Below are 18,210 nucleotides of genomic sequence, written 5' to 3'. Positions count from 1 at the left end.
TCCGTTACGAGGTCAGGCCCCGCCGCCGGCGCACCAGCAGGAGCACCGCACCGCCGAGCAGGAGCGCGACGGCGGCGATCACGGCGCCGATGACCGGAGCACCCGTGCTGCCGAGCGGCCCACCGGAGCTGGCGGACGGCGACGGTGAGGAGCTCCCGCCGTCCGTCGGCGTCGTCGAGGCCGTCGGGGACCCGGTGTCCGACGGGTCGGTGGAGGGCGAGACCGTCTCGCTCGGCTCCTCGCTCGGCGTCTCGTCGGCCAGCTCGAGCACCGGCACGATCTGCGCCGGCCCCGTCTCGCTCGTGGAGACCCCGTTGTGCAGGTGCAGCAGGAGGAGGTCGCCGACGTGCGTGGCCTCGCCCGGCTCCGCCGCCGCGGCGGCGGCCAGCGGGACGATCGGCGCGGCGGGGGCCGCGGCCGGACGCGTCACCGGGATGGACGTGCCCGGGGTGTCGAGGTAGACCGCGTTGTAGCCGTTACCGAAGGTGTACGCCGAGGCGAGGTCGAACTCGAGGTCCTCGACCGTGTCAACGCACTTGGTCTGCGGGTCGCTCGACCACTCCGAGTAGCCGCAGACGTCGAACGTGAAGCTGACGTCGCCCGCCTCGATCTGCTCGGGGGTGAACCCGAACGCCGTGAGGTCCACCGGCAGGAAGGCCTGCCGCTGGTCGAACACGTTCGTGTCGATCGAGCCGTCGAGCGTGTTGAGCAGCTCCAGCCCGGTGTTCCTGCCGTCCGGGGCGTAGACCGAGACGACGGACGTGTCGACGTAGTCGCCCGTGTTGCTGAGGTACTTCTCGACCCAGACGACGTACGGCTCCTCGGCACCTGGCACGTAGACGTCGATGGCGATGGTGGCGAACTGGGTGCCGAGGTAGGACCACGGGTTCCAGGTCTCGATGCCGAAGCCGACGTAGGAGCTCGTCCGGAGGATGCCCTGGTCGTCCTCCCACTCCGCCAGGAACGCCGTGGTGCCGACGGAGGCGATGTCGACCGTCGAGGCCGTCGTGTTGAGCAGCCCCTCGACCTCCTCGGTCGTCGGGTCGTCCATCGGCAGCCGCGGGGACTGGGCCACCAGCTGGGTCGGCACGATCACCGACTGGTAGTGCTGGGGGTCCTCCGGGTCGCCGCTGCCCTGGTCGAGGCCGCGGCCCGACAGGTCGATCTGCGACGTCGTGGCCTCGGCGTCGGCGAAGACGACGTCCGAGCCGGACATGTCGGCGTGCGGCTTGACCGCGGCCGCGACCGGCACCAGGAGGCTCTCCTGCTCCATCGGGCTCAGGACGAGCCAGCCGGACGGCGTCGCCAGGAAGTCGCGGACGAGGCCGATGCCGGAGTCGAGATCCATGGTCGGGTCGAGGTCCTTGGCGAGCTGGGTCGGGTCGGCCACCGTGAGCGTCACCGTGACGTCGGCGGTCGTGCCGGGTGCGACGCTGACCTCGGACGGGCTCACCGTGTACTCGACCCCGGTGACGTCCGACTGGCTCTCGAAGGAGACGGCCACGGACTGCTGCTGACCGCTGAGGTTGCGCACCGCGACGGTCCGCTCGACCGTGAGCGCGGCCTCGCCGACCTCGAGGACGCCGAACGTGACGCCGACGGCCTCGGGGGCAGCCTTGTCGTACGCGACGACGGGCGTCGTGGCGGCCCGCTCGGCGTCGACGCGGCCGGACCCGACGCGACCGGGCCCGAACGGGATCCCGTCGATCGTCACGTCGTGCGTTGCCGTGTTGACGATGGCCGCCTTGACGGCCTCCCTCGGCAGGTCCGTCCTGGCCGCGCGGACGAGTGCCGCGATACCGGCGACGTGCGGCGAGGCCATCGAGGTGCCCGACATGATCGCCAGGTCGTCGCCCGAGCCGACGCCGGCCGACGCGATGAGCGTTCCCGGGGCCGCGACGTCCGGCTTGACGGCGCCGAAGGTGCCGTGGCTGCCGCGCGAGGAGGACGCGTTGAGCGTGTCGGCCTCGTCGTCGAACTGCTGGACGACCGTCGGGCCGTAGGCGAACGTGACCGTCCGGCCCTCGGCCGGCAGCGTGATCGCACCCGTGGCCGGGTCGTAGGACTCGACGAAGCCCGCGGTCGCGTCGGCCGTCAGCTGAAACCCGGGGAGGCCGGCGTTGCCGCCGATCCCGGCGAGGAACACGTTGGTCGTGCTCGTCAGCAGGACGCCCGTCGCGCCGGCCGCCGCGGCGTTGTTGAAGCGCACCAGCGACCCGCACGGGAGGGCGGCGGCGTCGTCCCAGGCGAGGATGACGACCTTGCCCGCGACGAGCGCGGCGTCCGCGGCGTCGAACGCCTCGCAGCCCGAGAGGTAGCTGACCGACTTGCCGGCCGAGGGCAGCGCGACGACCTCGAACGTCTGGTCCGGGTAGGTGCCGGCGAAGTTGACGCTGTACTGGCCCGCGAGCAGCTCGCTCACCTCGTCCTCCGGGGCGCTGGCGTCGACGGTCTCGTAGACGAACGTGTCGCCGATCGAGTTCGCGACCGTGAGCGCTGCGGGGGAGTTGCCGTTGGAGCCGCCGACGTCGAAGACGTCGCCGTCGTTGCCGGCGGAGATGACGACCGTGACACCGTCCTGCGTGAGCTCCTCGACGAGCAGGTTGTCCGGGTCGTCGGGCGAGGCGTAGGTCCAGCCGACCGACATGTTGACGACGGTGACCTTGGCGGCCGTCTCGTTCGTCGGGTCGAGCAGCCAGTCGAGCGCGGCCGCGACGTACTCGGTCGAGCCGGCGCAGCCGAAGACCTTGAGCGCCACGAGGTCGGCCCCCGGGGCGGAGCCGGGGCCGACCTTCATCGACCGGAGCTCCTCGTCGTCCAGGTCGGCGTAGCTGCCCTGGAACGTGCTGCCGTCGGCGTTGACGCCGTACCCGGCCGCCGTCCCGGAGACGTGGCTGCCGTGGCCGCCGCCGCGCGGAATGCTGGGGTCGATCCCCGGGCACATCGCGGCGCTCTCGTCCATCGGGTTCGGGTCGGGCCGGGCCGCGGGCGAGCCGTCGGTGCCGGTGTAGAGGTGGCCGACGAAGTCGTAGCCGCCGATCACCTTGCCCGTGTCCTCGCCCCACGACGGCTGCGACTCGAAGAAGCCCGCGTCGTAGGAGGCGGGGTAGCTGCCCTCGAACGAGGGGTTGAAGTCGCGGTGGGAGAAGTCGATGCCCGTGTCGATGACGGCGATGGTCTGCCCCTCGCCCGTCACGCCGACGTAGTCCCACGTCGCGGCGGCGCCGGTGAGGAGGTTCGAGCCGGAGTTCGAGGTGAGCTGCTTCGGCGAGATCGGCGTCACGGAGATGACGTCGTCGCGCTCGGCGATCTGCGCGAGATCGGCCGAGTCCGCGCGCACCGCGACACCGGCGAGGCCGTTGACGGTGGTGTAGAGGACGTCGTCCTCGCCGATGCCGAGCTCGTCGACGACCTCCTCGGCCGCGCTCTCGATCGCCTCGGTGGTGCGGTCGACGACGGCGGCCTGGGAGACGCGCTGGTTCTTGGTCGCCTCGAGCTCCTCGCGGACCGACGGCAGGTCGAAACGCACGTAGTAGCTCGACACGCCGGTGCGCTCGTGGAGCGACTGGCCCGCGTCGACGTGCTGCGGGTGCTGGAGGGGGATCGTCGGGGCTCGCCCGCCCGAGCCGTCGTCCGGCGCGGCCTGGGCCGCCGCCACCCCGACGGCGGTCAGGGACAGCGCCGTGGCTGCCGCGGCCGTGGCGGCCAGGACGGTGCGCCTCGCGCGATGGGACTGGTGTTTCTTCACTTGACCTGCGGTCACTGGGTGCTCCTCGGTGTCAGGTGACGGGAGGGGCCCCCTCCTGCCCGTCGAGGCCGCCCGCCGCATCGACGCCGCGGGCAGTGGGACCAACCGTAAGGGACGTTGGTCCCAAGCAACAGCCCGGTTTTCCTGTTAGCGGACCTGGCGCTACTCGGAGGGCCGGAACCAGCGCGTCGCCGCGAGGACGAGGGCGAGCGCCCACACCCCGAGGACGACCAGTCCGACGCCCGGGACCGCGCCGGCGCCGAGCGTCTCGCGCAGCGCGTCGCCGAGCGCTCCCGTCGGCAGCCAGGCCATCGCCGGCACGGGCACGGGGGTGTCGCCCGACGTCGGGAGGAGGAGTCCGCCGACCCCCGCGAGCACGACCCAGGCCAGGTTGGCGACCGCGAGGACCGCTTCGGCCCGCAGCCGCCCCGCGAGGACGAGGCCGAGCGCCGTGAAGGACAGCGACCCGAGCCACCACGCCAGCACCGCCGCCCACAGCGCGCCGGTCTCCGGTCGCCACCCGAGCGCGAGACCGAGGCCGGTCAGCAGCGCGATCTGGATCACCTGGACCGCGAGCACCGCGAGGCCCTTGCCGAGGACGATGCCGGGGGACCCGAGCGGCGTCGTCGCGAGCTGGCGCAGGACGCCCCAGCGGCGGTCGAACGCCGTCGCGATGGCCTGGGAGGTGAACGAGGAGGAGACGATGGCGAGGGCGATGACGCCGGGTGCGACGACGTCGATCCGGGCGGCGTCACCCGGCAGCCGCACGATGTCGGCCGCGCCGAGCCCGACGAGCGCCAGCGCCGGCAGGACGACGGCGACGAGGAGCTGCTCCCCGTTGCGCAGCATCCCGACGGTCTCGAACCGCGCGTAGGCGAGGACGCGGCCGACGGCGGACGCCCTCCGCGTGGCGGGTGCGGCGGTCGCGGCGGTCGCGGTCGCGCCGGACGCTCGCCCCGTCGCGCTCATCGGGACACCGTCGCGGCGTCGGCCGTGAGGGCGAGGTAGGCGTGCTCGAGCGTCCCGCCGCCGGCGCGCAGCGTCACGATCTGGACGCCCGCCTCGTCGCACCACGTCGCGATCGCGCGGGTGATCGCCGTGGAGGAGCCGGCCCGCGACGCGTCCGGCGGCGCGTCCGGGCCCGAGGCGGACCCGGAGGCGGGCTCGGCGCCTCGGACCACGTACGCCCCGGACTCCCGCTCGAGCCGGCACGGCGCGAGGGTGGCGGCGAGCGAGCGCTCCTCCTCGGGAGCGAGCTGACGGCGCAGCGTCACCCGGACGGTGTCGGAGCCCGCGTAGCGCGCGATCAGCTCGAGGGGGCTGCCGCTGGCGACGATCCGGCCACCGTCGAGCACGTGGACGACGTCGGCGAGCTCCTCGGCCTCCTCGAGCAGGTGCGTGGTGAGGACGACGGCGCTCCCGGCCGAGCTGCGCTCGCGGACGAGGTCCCACACGTCGCGCCGCCCGTGCGGGTCGAGCCCGGCCGACGGCTCGTCGAGGAAGAGCAGCTCCGGGCGCGAGCAGAGTGCGACGGCGAACGCGAGGCGCTGCCGCTGGCCGCCGGACAGCCGGCGCACGGTCGTCCCGGCGACGGGGGCGAGCCCGACCCGGTCGAGCAGGTCGGAGCTCGTGGCACCGCCCGGGTGCAGGGCGACGGCGAGGGCCATGACGTCGCGCACCGTCCGGCCGAGGGGGAGGCCGCCGTCCTGGAGCATGACGCCCGTGCCGGCGCGGGCCGCGCGGGAGCCGGGCGCATGGCCGAGGACGCTGATGGAGCCGCCGTCCGGGCGGCGCAGCCCCTCGGCGCACTCGATCGTCGTCGTCTTGCCCGCGCCGTTGGGGCCGAGCACCGCGGTGACGCGTCCGCGCTCGGCGACGAGCGAGAGGCCGTCGACCACGGTCCGGGGTCCGTATCGGACGAGGAGATCCGTGATCTCGAGCGCGGCTGTTGGCACGGCTCCCGATCCTACGTGCCGTGGCCCGGAGGTGAGGCTCTCCTTGCTTGAAGGAATGGATTTACCGCATGACACTGTTACCTAAAGAGGCGTCGCGCGGGCGCCGTGATGCGGTCAGTGGAGGTGGCGGATGAACGAGTCGATCGCCGGTTCGGTCGTCACGGCCGGACCCGCCGGTGACCCGAGCCACACCGGTGTCGCGCCCCACCACCTCGTCCCGGCCCCGGACGCGGACAGCACGCGGACCCGGGTCCGTGCGCTCGTCGTCTCCCAGGGACCGATCGACGCGGCCCGCCTGGCCGCGGAGCTCGACCTCACCCCGGCCGGCGTCCGGCGCCACCTCCAGGCGCTCGTCGCCGCCGGCGAGATCGCCGAGCGCCTCGTCCCCGTCACCGGGCCGCGCGGGCGCGGTCGGCCGCCGCGTGAGTACGTCGCGACGACCGGAGCCCAGGAGCACCTGCCGGACGCGTCCGGCGAGCTCGCGGTCGAGGCGCTCGACTTCATCGCGGCGGCGCTGGGCGAGCCCGGCGTCGCGACGTTCGCCGACGGTCGGCTGGCCGAGCTCGAGGCCCGCTACCTCACCGTCGTCGAGGCCGCGGGCGACGACATCCCGGCCCGGGCGCGCGCCCTCGCCGACGCGCTCACCGCCGACGGCTACGCCGCCTCGACCCGCCGCCCGGCGGGTGAGCTGCCCGTCCTCCAGCTCTGCCAGGGCCACTGCCCGGTGCAGCAGGCGGCCGAGCGCTACCCCGAGCTGTGCGAGGCGGAGACCCGCGTCATCTCCCGGCTGCTGGGCGTCCACGTCCAGCGGCTCGCCACGATCGCTGCCGGCGGGCACGCCTGCACCACGAGCGTCCCGCTCGGGCTGTCGGCGCCGCCTCCGCCCTCGGCGCCGGCGTCGATCGCGCACGCCACCTGACCGACGCCGCGCGACGCCTCGGCGCCGCGCCCGACGAGCGGGTCGCCGTCCACCGGACGGACCGACCCGACGACACAGACCACCGGACCACCACCTGAGCGCGAAGGAAGGACTCACATGACCGCTCCGCTCACCGACACCGGGAGCAGCCCGGGCGAGCCGATGACGCAGGAGGAGACGATCGCCTCCATCGGCAACTACAGCTTCGGCTGGCACGACACCGACACCGCCGGCGCGACCGCGCGCCGCGGGCTCAACGAGGACGTCGTGCGCGAGATCTCGGCCCTGAAGGGCGAGCCGGAGTGGATGCTCAAGCGTCGCCTGCGCGCCCTGCAGCTCTTCGACCGCAAGCCGATGCCGACCTGGGGCGCCGACCTCACGGGGATCGACTTCGACCAGATCAAGTACTTCGTGCGCTCGACCGAGAAGCAGGCCCAGACCTGGGACGACCTGCCCGAGGACATCAAGAACACCTACGACCGCCTCGGCATCCCCGAGGCGGAGAAGCAGCGTCTCGTCGCCGGCGTCGCCGCGCAGTACGAGTCCGAGGTGGTCTACCACCAGATCAACGAGGAGCTCGAGCGCCAGGGCGTCATCTTCCTCGACACCGACACGGCGCTGAAGGAGCACCCCGAGTTCTTCGAGGAGTACTTCGGCTCCGTCATCCCGACGGGTGACAACAAGTTCGCCTCGCTCAACACGGCCGTGTGGTCGGGCGGCTCGTTCGTCTACGTGCCGAAGGGCGTCCACGTCGAGATCCCGCTCCAGGCCTACTTCCGGATCAACACGGAGAACATGGGCCAGTTCGAGCGGACGCTCATCATCGCCGACGAGGGCTCCTACGTGCACTACGTCGAGGGCTGCACCGCGCCGATCTACTCGAGCGACTCGCTGCACTCCGCCGTCGTCGAGATCATCGTGAAGAAGGACGCCCGCGTCCGCTACACGACGATCCAGAACTGGTCCAACAACGTCTACAACCTCGTGACGAAGCGCTCGACCGTCGAGCAGGGCGGCGTCATGGAGTGGATCGACGGGAACATCGGCTCCAAGGTGACGATGAAGTACCCGGCGGTCTACCTCATGGGCGAGCACGCGCGCGGCGAGACGCTCTCGATCGCGTTCGCCGGCGTCGACCAGCACCAGGACACCGGCTCGAAGATGGTCCACATGGCGCCGCACACGTCGTCGTCCATCGTGTCGAAGTCCGTCGCCCGCGGCGGTGGCCGCGCGTCCTACCGCGGCCTCGTCCAGGTGCTCGAGGGCGCCGACGCGAGCAAGTCGAACGTGCTGTGCGACGCGCTGCTCGTCGACACCGTCTCCCGGTCCGACACCTACCCGTACGTCGACGTCCGCGTCGACGACGTCGAGATGGGCCACGAGGCCACCGTCTCGAAGGTGAGCGAGGACCAGCTGTTCTACCTGATGTCCCGGGGCATGCCCGAGACCGAGGCGATGGCCATGATCGTGCGCGGGTTCGTCGAGCCCATCGCGCGCGAGCTGCCGATGGAGTACGCGCTCGAGCTCAACCGCCTCATCGAGCTGCAGATGGAAGGGGCCGTCGGCTGATGACCGCCACCGATCTCTCGACCGACCACAGCCGCGCCGTCGCCGACGGCGCGCACACGCACTCGAGCGACCCGGGCGGCGTCGGGGAGGCCCCCGAGTCCTCCCGCGCCGCGCGCCTGCGCTCGTTCGACGTCGCGGACTTCCCCGAGGTCACGGGCAGCGAGGAGGAGTGGCGGTTCTCCGCCGTCGACGTCCTCGCCCCCGTGCTCGCGGACCGCGCGGCCGACGGCCACCTGGAGTGGACGACGACGCCGCAGGAGCTTCCGGTCGGCGTCACGCTGACCCGGCTCGACCCCGCCGCGGCCGTCGCCGCGAGCGTCCAGGCGCCCGGCGACCGGGCGGCGGCCATCGCCGTCGCGCGCTCGGGCGGTGCGACGGCGCTGTCCGTCGCGCGGAACACCGTGGTCGACGAGCCCGTCGAGATCACGCTCACCGGCCGGGGCGACGACGTGCGCGGTCACCTCGTCATCACGGTCGGGGAGAGCTCCGAGGTCACGGTCATCATCGACCGCGTCGGGAGCGCGACGTACTCGGAGTTCGTCTCCGTCGACGTCGCCGACAACGCGCACCTCAACCTCGTGCTCCTGCAGTCCTGGGACTCCGACGCCGTCCACGCGGGCGAGGTCGTGGCGCGGCTCGGCCGTGACGCGCGCCTGCGCGGCACCGTCGTCAGCCTCGGCGGCAGGGTCGTCCGGCTCAACACCTCGGCGGCCTTCGCGGCCCCCGGCGGCGACATCGAGCTGTTCGGGCTCTACTACTCCGACGCCGGCCAGCACCTCGAGCACCAGCTCTTCGTCGACCACGCGGCGCCGAACTGCCGCTCGCGGGTCACCTACAAGGGCGCGCTCCAGGGCAAGGGCGCGCGCAGCGTCTGGATCGGCGACGTCCTCATCCGCAAGGAGGCCGAGGGCACCGACACCTACGAGCTCAACCGGAACCTCGTGCTGACGGACGGCGCCCGCGCCGACTCCGTGCCGAACCTCGAGATCGAGACCGGCGAGATCGAGGGCGCCGGCCACGCGAGCGCGACCGGTCGGTTCGACGACGAGCAGCTCTTCTACCTCAAGGCGCGCGGCATCCCCGAGGACGTCGCCCGCCGGCTGGTGGTGCGCGGCTTCTTCGCCGAGCTGATCCAGCAGATCGGCGTCGAGCGCGTCGAGCAGCGGCTCATCGAGGCCATCGAGGCCGAGCTCGAGGTGACGGGCGCGTGACCCCGTGACATTCCGTGACGCGGCCTTCCTCGACGACATCGCCCCCGGTTCCGCCATGACCATCTCGGTCGAGGCGGACGGCGGCGCGTCGCTGCTGATCGCCCTCGTCCGCTCGAGCGCGGGGGAGGTGTTCGCCCTGGACGACGAGTGCTCGCACGGGCGCGCCTCCCTCGGCGACGGCGACGTGGACGACCGCGGCGGTCCCGGGGGCGACTGCGCCGTGGAGTGCTGGAAGCACGGCTCGCGCTTCGACGCGCGGACCGGTCGCCCGCTCAACCTCCCGGCGACGCAGCCCGTCGCCACCTATCCGGTGCGGATCGCCGGCGAGATCGTCCAGGTCGACGCCGACGCGCCGGCCATGGCCGGCTGACCGGTCCCACCCGCACCACCCCAACGACACACGACGAACAGAACTGACGACAGGACGCAGATCCCATGGCAGAGCTCCAGATCAAGAACCTCCACGTGGACGTGGAGACCAACGACGGCCCGAAGAACATCCTCAAGGGCGTCGACCTCACCATCCGCTCGGGCGAGACCCACGCGATCATGGGCCCGAACGGCTCGGGCAAGTCGACGCTCGCCTACGCGATCGCGGGCCACCCCAAGTACGTCGTCACGGACGGGCAGATCCTGCTCGACGGGGAGGACGTGCTCGAGATGAGCGTCGACGAGCGCGCCCGCGCCGGGATGTTCCTCGCGATGCAGTACCCGGTCGAGGTCCCCGGCGTCACGGTGGCCAACTTCCTGCGCACCGCCAAGACCGCGGTCGACGGCGAGGCCCCGGCGCTGCGCACGTGGACCAAGGACGTGCGCGAGGCGATGGAGCGGCTGCGGATGGACGGCGAGTTCGCCACCCGCAACGTCAACGAGGGCTTCTCCGGCGGCGAGAAGAAGCGGCACGAGATCCTCCAGATGGAGCTCCTGCGGCCGAAGATCGCGGTGCTCGACGAGACCGACTCCGGCCTCGACGTCGACGCGCTGCGCATCGTCTCCGAGGGCGTCAACCGGCTCAAGGACTCCTCGGACGTCGGCATCATGCTCATCACGCACTACACCCGCATCCTGCGCTACATCCACCCGGACTTCGTCCACGTGTTCGTGAACGGCCGCGTGGCGGAGGAGGGTGGCCCCGAGCTCGCCGAGCGCCTCGAGGAGGAGGGCTACGACCGCTTCCTCTCCGGCGCGCGGGCCTGAGGCCCGGCGCACCACCGGACCGGATCGGATCGAGATGACGACGACGCAGCTGCCGCCGGCCCCGGGCGACCCCGGGGCCGGCGGCCAGGTGCTCAGCCCGGCGGAGCTCGCGCGCGTGCGGGCGGACTTCCCGCTCCTCGCGCGCGAGGTCAACGGCCGGCGGCTCGTGTACCTCGACTGGGGGGCGACCTCCCAGAAGCCCGAGGTCGTCATCGATGCGGAGCAGGACTACTACCTGAGCCGCAACGCCGCCGTGCACCGCGGCGCGCACACCCTCGCGGGCGAGGCGACCGAGCTGTTCGAGGCCGCCCGCGGTGACGTCGCGCGACTCGTCGGCGTCGGCGAGGGCGAGCTGGTCTGGACCTCGGGCGCGACCGCGGGGCTCAACCTGCTCGCCTACGCGATGCAGAACGCCTCGCTCGGCTCCGGCGGCGCCGCGGCCCGCCGGTTCGCGCTCGGGCCGGGCGACGAGATCGTCGTCACGGAGCTCGAGCACCACGCGAACCTCATCCCGTGGCAGCAGCTCGCCGCCCGGACAGGGGCGACGCTGCGCTGGATCCCCGCGACCGACTCCGGGCGGCTCGACCTGTCCGACCTGCCGGCGGTCGTGGGGGAGCGCGCCCGCGTCGTGGCCGTGACGCACGCGTCGAACGTCACCGGGGCCGTGACGGACCTGGCACCGATCGTCGCGCGGGCGCACGAGGTCGGGGCGCTCGTCGTCCTCGACGCCTGCCAGTCCGCGCCCCACCTGCCGCTCGACCTGACGGCGCTCGACGTCGACTTCGCCGTGTTCTCCGGGCACAAGGTGCTCGCGCCGCACGGCGTCGGGGCGCTCTACGGGCGGCGCGAGCTGCTCGAGGCGCTGCCGACGGTCTTCACGGGCGGCTCGATGGTCGAGGTCGTGACGATGGAGACGGCGACGTTCCTCCCCCCGCCGCAGAAGTTCGAGGCGGGGACGCAGCCGGTCGCCGAGGCCGTCGGCTTCGGCGCGGCCGCGCAGTACCTCACCGACCTGGGCATGGCGGGGATCGCGGCCCACGAGCACGAGCTGACGCAGCGGCTGCTCGCCGGGATCGCCCGGGTGCCGCACGTCCGCGTGCTCGGCCCGACCGACGCGACCGACCGGGTCGGCGTGGTCTCGTTCGAGGTCGCCGGCGTCCACCCGCACGACGTCGGCCAGGTGCTCGACGCCGAGGGCATCGCGGTCCGCGTCGGCCACCACTGCGCGCAGCCGATCCACCGGCGGCTCGGGGCGGCGTCGTCGGTCCGGGCGTCGCTCGGCGTCGCGAGCAGCACCGAGGACGTCGACGCGTTCCTCGCCGTCCTGCCGACCGTCCGTCCGTTCTTCGGTCTGGGAGAGTAGAGCCGTGTCCGGCCTCGAGCAGATGTACCAGCAGGTGATCCTCGACCATGCCCGGGAGCGGCACGGCGAGGGACTCGGTCGCGTCGCCGCCGAGCCCGGCTCGGAGGGCGTCGGCGAGTCGTTCCAGGTCAACCCGACGTGCGGTGACGAGGTGACGCTTCGCCTGCGCCTCGTCGACGCGCCCGACGCCGCGGCCGGTGGCTCCCCGGTCATCGCCGAGCTCGGCTGGGAGGGCGTCGGCTGCTCGATCTCCCGCGCGTCGCTGTCCGTCATGAACGACCTCGTGGCCGGCCGGAGCGTGCGCGAGGCCGACCGGGTCGCCGAGGACTTCCGCGCCCTCATGAACAACCGGGGGGCCGAGCTCGGCGACGAGCGCGACGAGCGTCTGGAGGACGCCATCGTGTTCGCCGGGACGGCCAAGTTCCCCGCCCGCATCAAGTGCGCGCTGCTGGGCTGGATGGCCCTGCGCGACGCCACGGCCAAGGCCCTCGTGACCGGGCCGGACACGACGAGCTCTCAGGAGGAGCGATGACCGAGACCACCGGGATGGCACCGACCCCGCCGACGCCCAACGTCGCCGACGTCGAGGAGGCGCTGCGCGACGTCATCGACCCCGAGCTGGGCATCAACGTCGTCGACCTCGGCCTCGTCTACGGCGTCTACCTCAACCCCGACGGCACGGGCACGGTCGACATGACGCTGACCTCGGCCGCGTGCCCGCTCACCGACGTCATCGAGGAGCAGGCGATCCAGGCCGTCGACGGGCTGCTCACCGGCCTCACGATCAACTGGGTCTGGATGCCGCCGTGGGGCCCGGACAAGATCACCGAGTCCGGCCGCGACCAGCTGCGCGCCATCGGCTTCAACGTCTGACCTGCCCCGCGCCATGGCTGAGGCTGTCGTCGTCGTCGGCGGCGGGATCGCCGGGCTCGCCTCAGCGGTCGGGCTCGCCCGTCGCGGCTGGCACGTCACCGTGCTCGAGCGCGCGAGGGTCGTCCGTGAGCTCGGGGCGGGTTTCGCGCTCTCCCGCAACGGGCTGGCGGCGGCCATCGCGCTCGGGATCGACCCCGAGCGCGTCCGCGCGATCGGGCACCCGACGTGGGCGTCCGGCACCTGGGACCTGCACGGCCGCGAGATCCTGCGGCTGCCCGGCAGCGGCCCGGCCCGCACCGCGACGGCCCTCGTCGGGCTGCACCGCGCGCGGCTCCACGCACTGCTGCTGGAGGCCGCGCGGGAGGCCGGCGCGACGGTGACGCCGGGCGTCGTCGTCGACCGGGTCGAGACCGGCGACGCGCGGGGCGCGCGGGCGAGCGTGCGGGCGGGGGAGCGCACATGGACGGCCGACCTCGTGGTCGGGGCCGACGGTGTCCGCAGCACCGTTCGCGGTGTGGTCCAGCCGGGCAGGGACGCCGGCTACAGCGGGTACTCGAGCTGGCGCGCGATCGCGCCGGGCGCGGTCGGCGAGGGGGAGCTGCGACAGTACTGGGGGCCGCACGCGGAGTTCGGCCACCTCGGCACCGGGGCCGAGGAGACCTACTGGTACGGATACGTCCGAACCGCCGCGGGCGCGCGGTTCAGCTCGGAGCACGCGGCCGCCACGAGGCGGTTCACGACGTGGGCCGAGCCGGTGCGCGACCTCGTCGCCGCGACCCCGGCCGAGGCGGTGATCCGGCACGACGTCGACGCGCTGCCGGTGACGGACCAGCCGTACGCGCTGGGCCGCGCGGTCCTGGTGGGTGATGCCGCCCACGCCATGCTGCCGACGATGGGGCAGGGCGTGGCGACGGCGATCGAGGACGCCGCGACGCTGACGCTGCTCGTCCCCGACGGCGAGGCCGCGGGCTCGCGGGGTCCGCGCGCGGCCCTCGCCGAGGCGCTGGCCCGGTACGACGACGTGCGACGGCCGCGGTGCGCGGCCATGTCACGGATGTCGGCCGCGTCCGGAGCGATCGGGGCGCACCTCGGGCCGGGGCGCCGCCAGCGGGTGCGGAACGCGGTCATGGGAGCCGTGCCGCCGGGGCTGACCTCGCGCGGGGCGGAGTCCGTTACGTCGTGGGAGCCACCGGCGTAGGGACCGCCCGCGGCCTCGGGCGCCGCCGTAGGGTGATGGGGTGAGCGAGACCCTGAGGCTGTCCGACGTCGTCGCCGATCTCGAGCTGCGTTACCCGCCGGCGGCCGCGGCCGCCTGGGACACGGCGATCGGGCTCGTGACCGGCGATCCCGGCCGGCCGGTGCGCCGGGTCCTGGTGGCCGTCGAGTGCACGGAGGCGACCGCGGCCGAGGCCGTCGAGCTGGACGCCGACCTCCTCCTCGTCCACCACCCGTTCCTGTGGGGCGGGGTCACCTCGATCGCGGAGACCACGACGAAGGGGCGCGTCCTCACCGGTCTGGTCCGCGGCGGCGTCGCGCTCTACTGCGCCCACACCAACGCCGACGACCCGCCGGGCGGTGTCTCCGACTCGCTCGCCCGCACCCTCGGGCTCCTCGACGTCGAGCCGCTCGTGCCGAGCACGTCGCCCGCAGCGCCGCCCGGTTCCGGGACGGGGCGGATCGGCTCGCTGCCGCGGCCGGTGACGCTGGCCGCGTTCGCCGAGGAGGTCGCCGCCGCGCTGCCGGCGACGGCCCAGGGGATCCGCGTCTCGGGCGAGCTCGACGCCGAGATCGCCACCGTCGCCGTGTGCGGCGGGAGCGGCGACTCCTACCTGGACGACGCGCGGCTCGCCGGCGTCGACGCCTACCTCACCGCCGACCTGCGCCACCACCCGGCCACCGACTTCCGCGCCGTGGCGTCGCGGCCGTTCCTGCTGGACGCCGCGCACTGGGCGAGCGAGTGGACGTGGCTGCCGTTCCTCGCCGAGCAGCTCGTCGCGGACGCGGGGGCGCGGGGCGCTACGGTTGAGGTGCACGTCTCGGACCTGCGGACCGACGCCTGGTCGGCAACGTTCGGGGCGCGGGCCTGACGTCGTCGGCGCGTCCGGTCACCCTGGCTCCACCGCTCCACCCGTCGTTCCACCATCGATCGCGAGGTCCCCGTGCCCCCTGCTCCCCACCTCGACCAGCGCCGGCTCCTGGACGTGCAGGCGCTGGACACCCAGCTCGCGAAGCTCGCGCACGCCAAGCGGACCCACCCGACGATCGCCGCGCTGGCCGAGCTCGACGGCCGTGCCGCCGACCTGCACCGCGCCGCCGTGCTGCAGACCTCGACCGTCGCCGACCTCAAGCGGGCGCTGACGAAGGCCGAGGACGACGTCGCCCAGGTGCGCACGCGCCGCGAGCGCGACCAGCAGAGGCTGGACGCCGGGGCGTTCGACGCCAAGACGTCGCAGGCGGTCACGGCCGAGCTGGGCTCGCTCGCGCGCCGGCAGAGCGACCTCGAGGACGTCGAGCTGGAGGCCATGGAGGCGCTCGAGGCGGCCGACGCCGACCTGGCGAGCATCCGCGAGCAGGAGGGGGCGATCGACGCGGACGTCGCGCGCCTGACCGCCGAGCGGGACGAGGCGCTGGCCGAGCTGACCCGCCAGGAGGAGGAGATCGCCGCCCGCCGCGCGGTCGCGGTGGACGGCATCGACGCTGCCCTGCTCGCCCTGTACGAGAAGGTGCGCCGCCAGAACGCCGGGCTGGCCGTGCTGGCCGTCCGCGGCTCGACGACGGAGCCCGTGCGGCTCGACCTCTCGCTGTCGGAGGTGGCCGCGATCAAGGCCGCCGGCCCCGACGAGCTGCTGCGCGACGAGGAGCACGGCTACATCCTGGTGCGCCTGGACGACTGACGATCGGGTCTGGACGACCGAACCGGAGCCGGCCGGTCGACGCCGGCCGGGTCGAGGCCGCAGCCCCGCGCCCGCGGGCTCAGGGAACGACGAGCGTGAGGACCGCCGGGCTGCCGGGGCGGGCGGCGTCCTCGTGCTCGACGCCCGTGATCGCGCCCGAGGTGACGAGACCGCGCGCGGCGCGCACGAGCGAGCGCAGGTCGGTCGGCTCGGTCCCGCGGCGCGTGAGCAGGTGGTGCACGAGCATCCCGCGCCAGTGCTTGGCGAAGTGCGAGACGACGCGCCGCTCGCCGTCGGCCTCCTGCACGACGCGCACGCTCACCCACGCGGCGTCCGCCGGCGGCCGCCACAGTGTGAGGAACTCGCTCGACCGGACGTCGACCACGACGCGACCCGCCGCGCGCGGGTCGAGCGCCGCCTCGAGATGGGGGCGCCAGAACGGGCCGAGGCCGCCCACGCCGTCGACCGTCCCCATGGCGAGACGCGAGGCGGGGATGCGGTCGGTCGGCGTCACCGCGCCGAGCAGGGGTGAGGCGATGAGCACGCTCCGCCGCGTCCGCTCGGGGGCGGAGCCGCGCCGGCGCAGGAGCCCGGGGAGGTCGGCCGCGGCGTAGAGGACGCCGGTGAGGACGTCGGCCGCGCGGGCCGTCGGCGTGGAGGCCGGGTCGTGCGGCGTGCCGGCGAGCGCGGCGAGGAGCCTGGTGCGAGCGGTCAGGAGCTCGGGGAGCGCGAGGGAGGCCGGGTCGAGCGCCGGCGCACCGTCGGGGCCGGGCGTCTGTCCGCGCGACGGGGGAAGCACGAGAAGCACCGGTCGATTCTACGAGCGGTGCCGGCCGCTCGGCTGGTGGGCGGCGACCGGCCGGCCGGGTGCTGGCCGGTCGGTGGCCGACCGGTGGAAATGCGCTCGCCGGGGGGCGCGGTCGCTCGGTAGGTTCGCGATGTGCCGGAAGCCCTGCCGTACCGCCCGATGCCCCTCGACCTGGACGACGTCCGGTACGAGCACGGGCCGGACTCCTCTCCTCGTCCCGGCGTTGCGGCGGGGACGACGATCGAGCTGCCGTGGCGGAGCGAGGTCTTCCCGGGCACGATCCGGACGATCTGGATCCACGTCCCCGCGGCGTACGACCCGGACGAGCCGGCCGGTCTCCTGGTGTTCCAGGACGGGTGGTGGTATCTCGACCCGGAGGGCGAGATCCGGGCGGGGATCGTGCTCGACAACCTCGTCGAGCGCGGGGAGATCCCGGTGACGATCGGCGTGTTCGTCGACCCCGGTGTCGTGGAGGCGGCCGAGGATCCGACCCTCCGGAAGAACCGGAACGTCGAGTACGACGCGTTCGACAACCGGTACGGCAGGTTCCTGCTCGAGGAGGTCGTCCCCGAGGTGCGGCGCAGGCTCGCGATCACCGACGACGCCGAACGCTGGGGGATCGTCGGCGGGAGCAGCGGCGGCAACTGCGCCGTGACGGTGGGCTGGCACTTCCCTGAGCGGTTCCGTCGCGTGCTGGGGTTCGTGTCGAGCTTCGCCCAGATCCCCGGCGGCAACCCGTACCCGGAGCTCGTCCGAGCGACGCCGCGCAAGCCGCTGCGGATCCTGCTCCAGGCCGCCCACCGCGACCTGCACTGGAACGAGCCCGACCACAACTGGCTCGCCGAGAACCTCCGGGTGGCCGCCGCGCTGGTCGAGGCCGGCTACGACCTCCGGTTCGTCCTCGGCGACGGTGGGCACAGTCCCAACCACGCCGGCGCCCTCATGCCCGACGCGCTCCGCTGGCTCCTGCGGGAGCGGTGAGGCCGAGATCGTCCGCGCGTCGCTCGCGATCGGTCGGGCCGGGCGTGCAGTAGAGTGGGGAGCGCTGGTTGTCGGCTCCGGTCGGCCGACCAGTTTCATCTGCCTCATCCACCCGGCCGACCTCGCACTCGACGCGGTCGCCGAGAATCGACTCACCATCACCGTCTCATCCGGCCTCACGGCCACCCTCCGCTGGCAGCGGGCCTCCGACGATGTCGTCGTGGCCACCCGAGCCGCGGTCCCGGTCCGGCACACGCTGGAGCGACACCCCCTCAGACCCGCGGGGGCGTTCGCCTCCGCCCCGCCGGCGGCGACCGTCGTCGGCCACCCAACGATCGTTGCCTCACACGTTGTCGCGATCAGCAAGGAGAACACCATGGCCACCGGAATCGTGAAGTGGTTCAACCCCGACAAGGGCTTCGGCTTCATCGCGCCCGACGACGGCACCCCCGACGTCTTCGCGCACTACAGCCAGATCGCCGGCAGCGGGCACCGCAACCTCACCGACGGCCAGGCCGTCGAGTTCGACATCGAGAAGGGTGACCGCGGCCCGGCCGCGACGAACATCCGCGGGATCTGATCCCAGGTTCGATCTCGGCGCCGTGTCGCCGCTCCATCAGTTCTCACGAGTGAGAACCGGGGCGGCGGCACGGCGCTTTGCTGTCACCGGCGTGCATCGCCGCAGGCCGGAG

At 73.5% G+C, this 18,210-nt stretch carries 17 protein-coding genes; 13 read left to right on the top strand and 4 right to left on the bottom strand.

What is annotated here, in order from left to right:
- Nucleotides 1–4 precede the first annotated feature (4 nt).
- The 3 genes from EDD28_RS15780 to EDD28_RS15770 all read right to left on the bottom strand — a co-directional run bounded on the left by EDD28_RS15780 (nt 5) and on the right by EDD28_RS15770 (nt 5,703).
- Nucleotides 5–3,748, bottom strand: coding sequence for a S8 family serine peptidase (locus tag EDD28_RS15780; RefSeq protein ID WP_170169524.1), 3,744 nt, complete (start codon nt 3,746–3,748; stop codon nt 5–7).
- A 162-nt stretch (nt 3,749–3,910) separates the two neighbouring features.
- Nucleotides 3,911–4,717 carry an ABC transporter permease gene (locus EDD28_RS15775; protein ID WP_123740677.1) on the bottom strand — a complete coding sequence of 269 codons (807 nt, stop codon included), beginning with the start codon at nt 4,715–4,717 and terminating at the stop codon, nt 3,911–3,913.
- Entirely contained in the window at nt 4,714–5,703 is a 990-nt protein-coding gene (locus tag EDD28_RS15770) for an ABC transporter ATP-binding protein (protein ID WP_245968119.1), read from the bottom strand. Before EDD28_RS15770 ends, EDD28_RS15775 begins: the two co-directional genes overlap by 4 nt.
- Nucleotides 5,704–5,833: 130 nt before the next feature.
- On the opposite strand from EDD28_RS15770, the gene EDD28_RS15765 reads away from it, so the two are divergent.
- The 11 genes from EDD28_RS15765 to EDD28_RS15715 all read left to right on the top strand — a co-directional run bounded on the left by EDD28_RS15765 (nt 5,834) and on the right by EDD28_RS15715 (nt 15,729).
- Nucleotides 5,834–6,622 (top strand): helix-turn-helix transcriptional regulator, encoded by a 789-nt coding sequence (locus EDD28_RS15765; RefSeq protein ID WP_123740676.1) that lies wholly within the window; start codon nt 5,834–5,836, stop codon nt 6,620–6,622.
- Nucleotides 6,623–6,739: 117 nt separating this feature from the next.
- On the top strand, nt 6,740–8,191 hold the full coding sequence (sufB, locus tag EDD28_RS15760; RefSeq protein ID WP_123740675.1) for a Fe-S cluster assembly protein SufB: 1,452 nt from the start codon (nt 6,740–6,742) through the stop codon (nt 8,189–8,191).
- Nucleotides 8,191–9,402 (top strand): Fe-S cluster assembly protein SufD, encoded by a 1,212-nt coding sequence (gene sufD, locus EDD28_RS15755; protein ID WP_123740674.1) that lies wholly within the window; start codon nt 8,191–8,193, stop codon nt 9,400–9,402. Before sufB ends, sufD begins: the two co-directional genes overlap by 1 nt.
- 4 nt (nt 9,403–9,406) lie before the next feature.
- The gene (locus tag EDD28_RS15750; RefSeq protein WP_123740673.1) at nt 9,407–9,772 is read left to right on the top strand and encodes a Rieske 2Fe-2S domain-containing protein; all 366 of its coding nucleotides are present in this window, start codon (nt 9,407–9,409) and stop codon (nt 9,770–9,772) included.
- 65 nt (nt 9,773–9,837) lie between these two features.
- On the top strand, nt 9,838–10,599 hold the full coding sequence (gene sufC / locus EDD28_RS15745) for a Fe-S cluster assembly ATPase SufC (RefSeq protein WP_123740672.1): 762 nt from the start codon (nt 9,838–9,840) through the stop codon (nt 10,597–10,599).
- A gap of 34 nt (nt 10,600–10,633) precedes the next feature.
- Nucleotides 10,634–11,962: a SufS family cysteine desulfurase gene (locus EDD28_RS15740; RefSeq protein ID WP_123740671.1), complete on the top strand. Its 1,329-nt coding sequence runs from the start codon at nt 10,634–10,636 to the stop codon at nt 11,960–11,962.
- A 4-nt stretch (nt 11,963–11,966) separates the two neighbouring features.
- Nucleotides 11,967–12,494 carry a Fe-S cluster assembly sulfur transfer protein SufU gene (gene sufU, locus EDD28_RS15735; protein WP_123740670.1) on the top strand — a complete coding sequence of 176 codons (528 nt, stop codon included), beginning with the start codon at nt 11,967–11,969 and terminating at the stop codon, nt 12,492–12,494.
- The gene (locus EDD28_RS15730) at nt 12,491–12,835 is read left to right on the top strand and encodes a metal-sulfur cluster assembly factor (protein ID WP_123740669.1); all 345 of its coding nucleotides are present in this window, start codon (nt 12,491–12,493) and stop codon (nt 12,833–12,835) included. The genes sufU and EDD28_RS15730 overlap by 4 nt, the downstream gene beginning before the upstream one ends.
- Nucleotides 12,836–12,848: 13 nt before the next feature.
- Nucleotides 12,849–14,033: an FAD-dependent oxidoreductase gene (locus EDD28_RS15725; protein WP_123740668.1), complete on the top strand. Its 1,185-nt coding sequence runs from the start codon at nt 12,849–12,851 to the stop codon at nt 14,031–14,033.
- A gap of 40 nt (nt 14,034–14,073) precedes the next feature.
- Nucleotides 14,074–14,922 (top strand): Nif3-like dinuclear metal center hexameric protein, encoded by an 849-nt coding sequence (locus EDD28_RS15720; protein ID WP_211339247.1) that lies wholly within the window; start codon nt 14,074–14,076, stop codon nt 14,920–14,922.
- 72 nt (nt 14,923–14,994) lie between these two features.
- Complete coding sequence (locus EDD28_RS15715) at nt 14,995–15,729, top strand: zinc ribbon domain-containing protein (RefSeq protein ID WP_123740667.1); 735 nt, start codon at nt 14,995–14,997, stop codon at nt 15,727–15,729.
- A gap of 79 nt (nt 15,730–15,808) precedes the next feature.
- Here the strand turns inward: EDD28_RS15715 and EDD28_RS15710 are convergent, their stop codons facing one another.
- The gene (locus EDD28_RS15710) at nt 15,809–16,537 is read right to left on the bottom strand and encodes a YaaA family protein (RefSeq protein ID WP_123740666.1); all 729 of its coding nucleotides are present in this window, start codon (nt 16,535–16,537) and stop codon (nt 15,809–15,811) included.
- 132 nt (nt 16,538–16,669) lie between these two features.
- Between EDD28_RS15710 and EDD28_RS15705 the strand changes: the two genes are divergently transcribed.
- Together EDD28_RS15705 and EDD28_RS15700 are read left to right on the top strand one after the other, a co-directional pair.
- On the top strand, nt 16,670–17,518 hold the full coding sequence (locus tag EDD28_RS15705; protein ID WP_123740665.1) for an alpha/beta hydrolase: 849 nt from the start codon (nt 16,670–16,672) through the stop codon (nt 17,516–17,518).
- Between the two features lie 376 nt (nt 17,519–17,894).
- Nucleotides 17,895–18,098 (top strand): cold-shock protein, encoded by a 204-nt coding sequence (locus EDD28_RS15700; protein ID WP_123740971.1) that lies wholly within the window; start codon nt 17,895–17,897, stop codon nt 18,096–18,098.
- The last annotated feature ends 112 nt before the right edge of the window (nt 18,099–18,210 follow it).

This window comes from Salana multivorans (genome assembly GCF_003751805.1).
Lineage (GTDB): Bacteria > Actinomycetota > Actinomycetes > Actinomycetales > Beutenbergiaceae > Salana > Salana multivorans.
The sequence above is the reverse complement of the archived record's forward strand: the minus strand, read 5'-3'. Positions and strand labels throughout refer to the sequence as shown.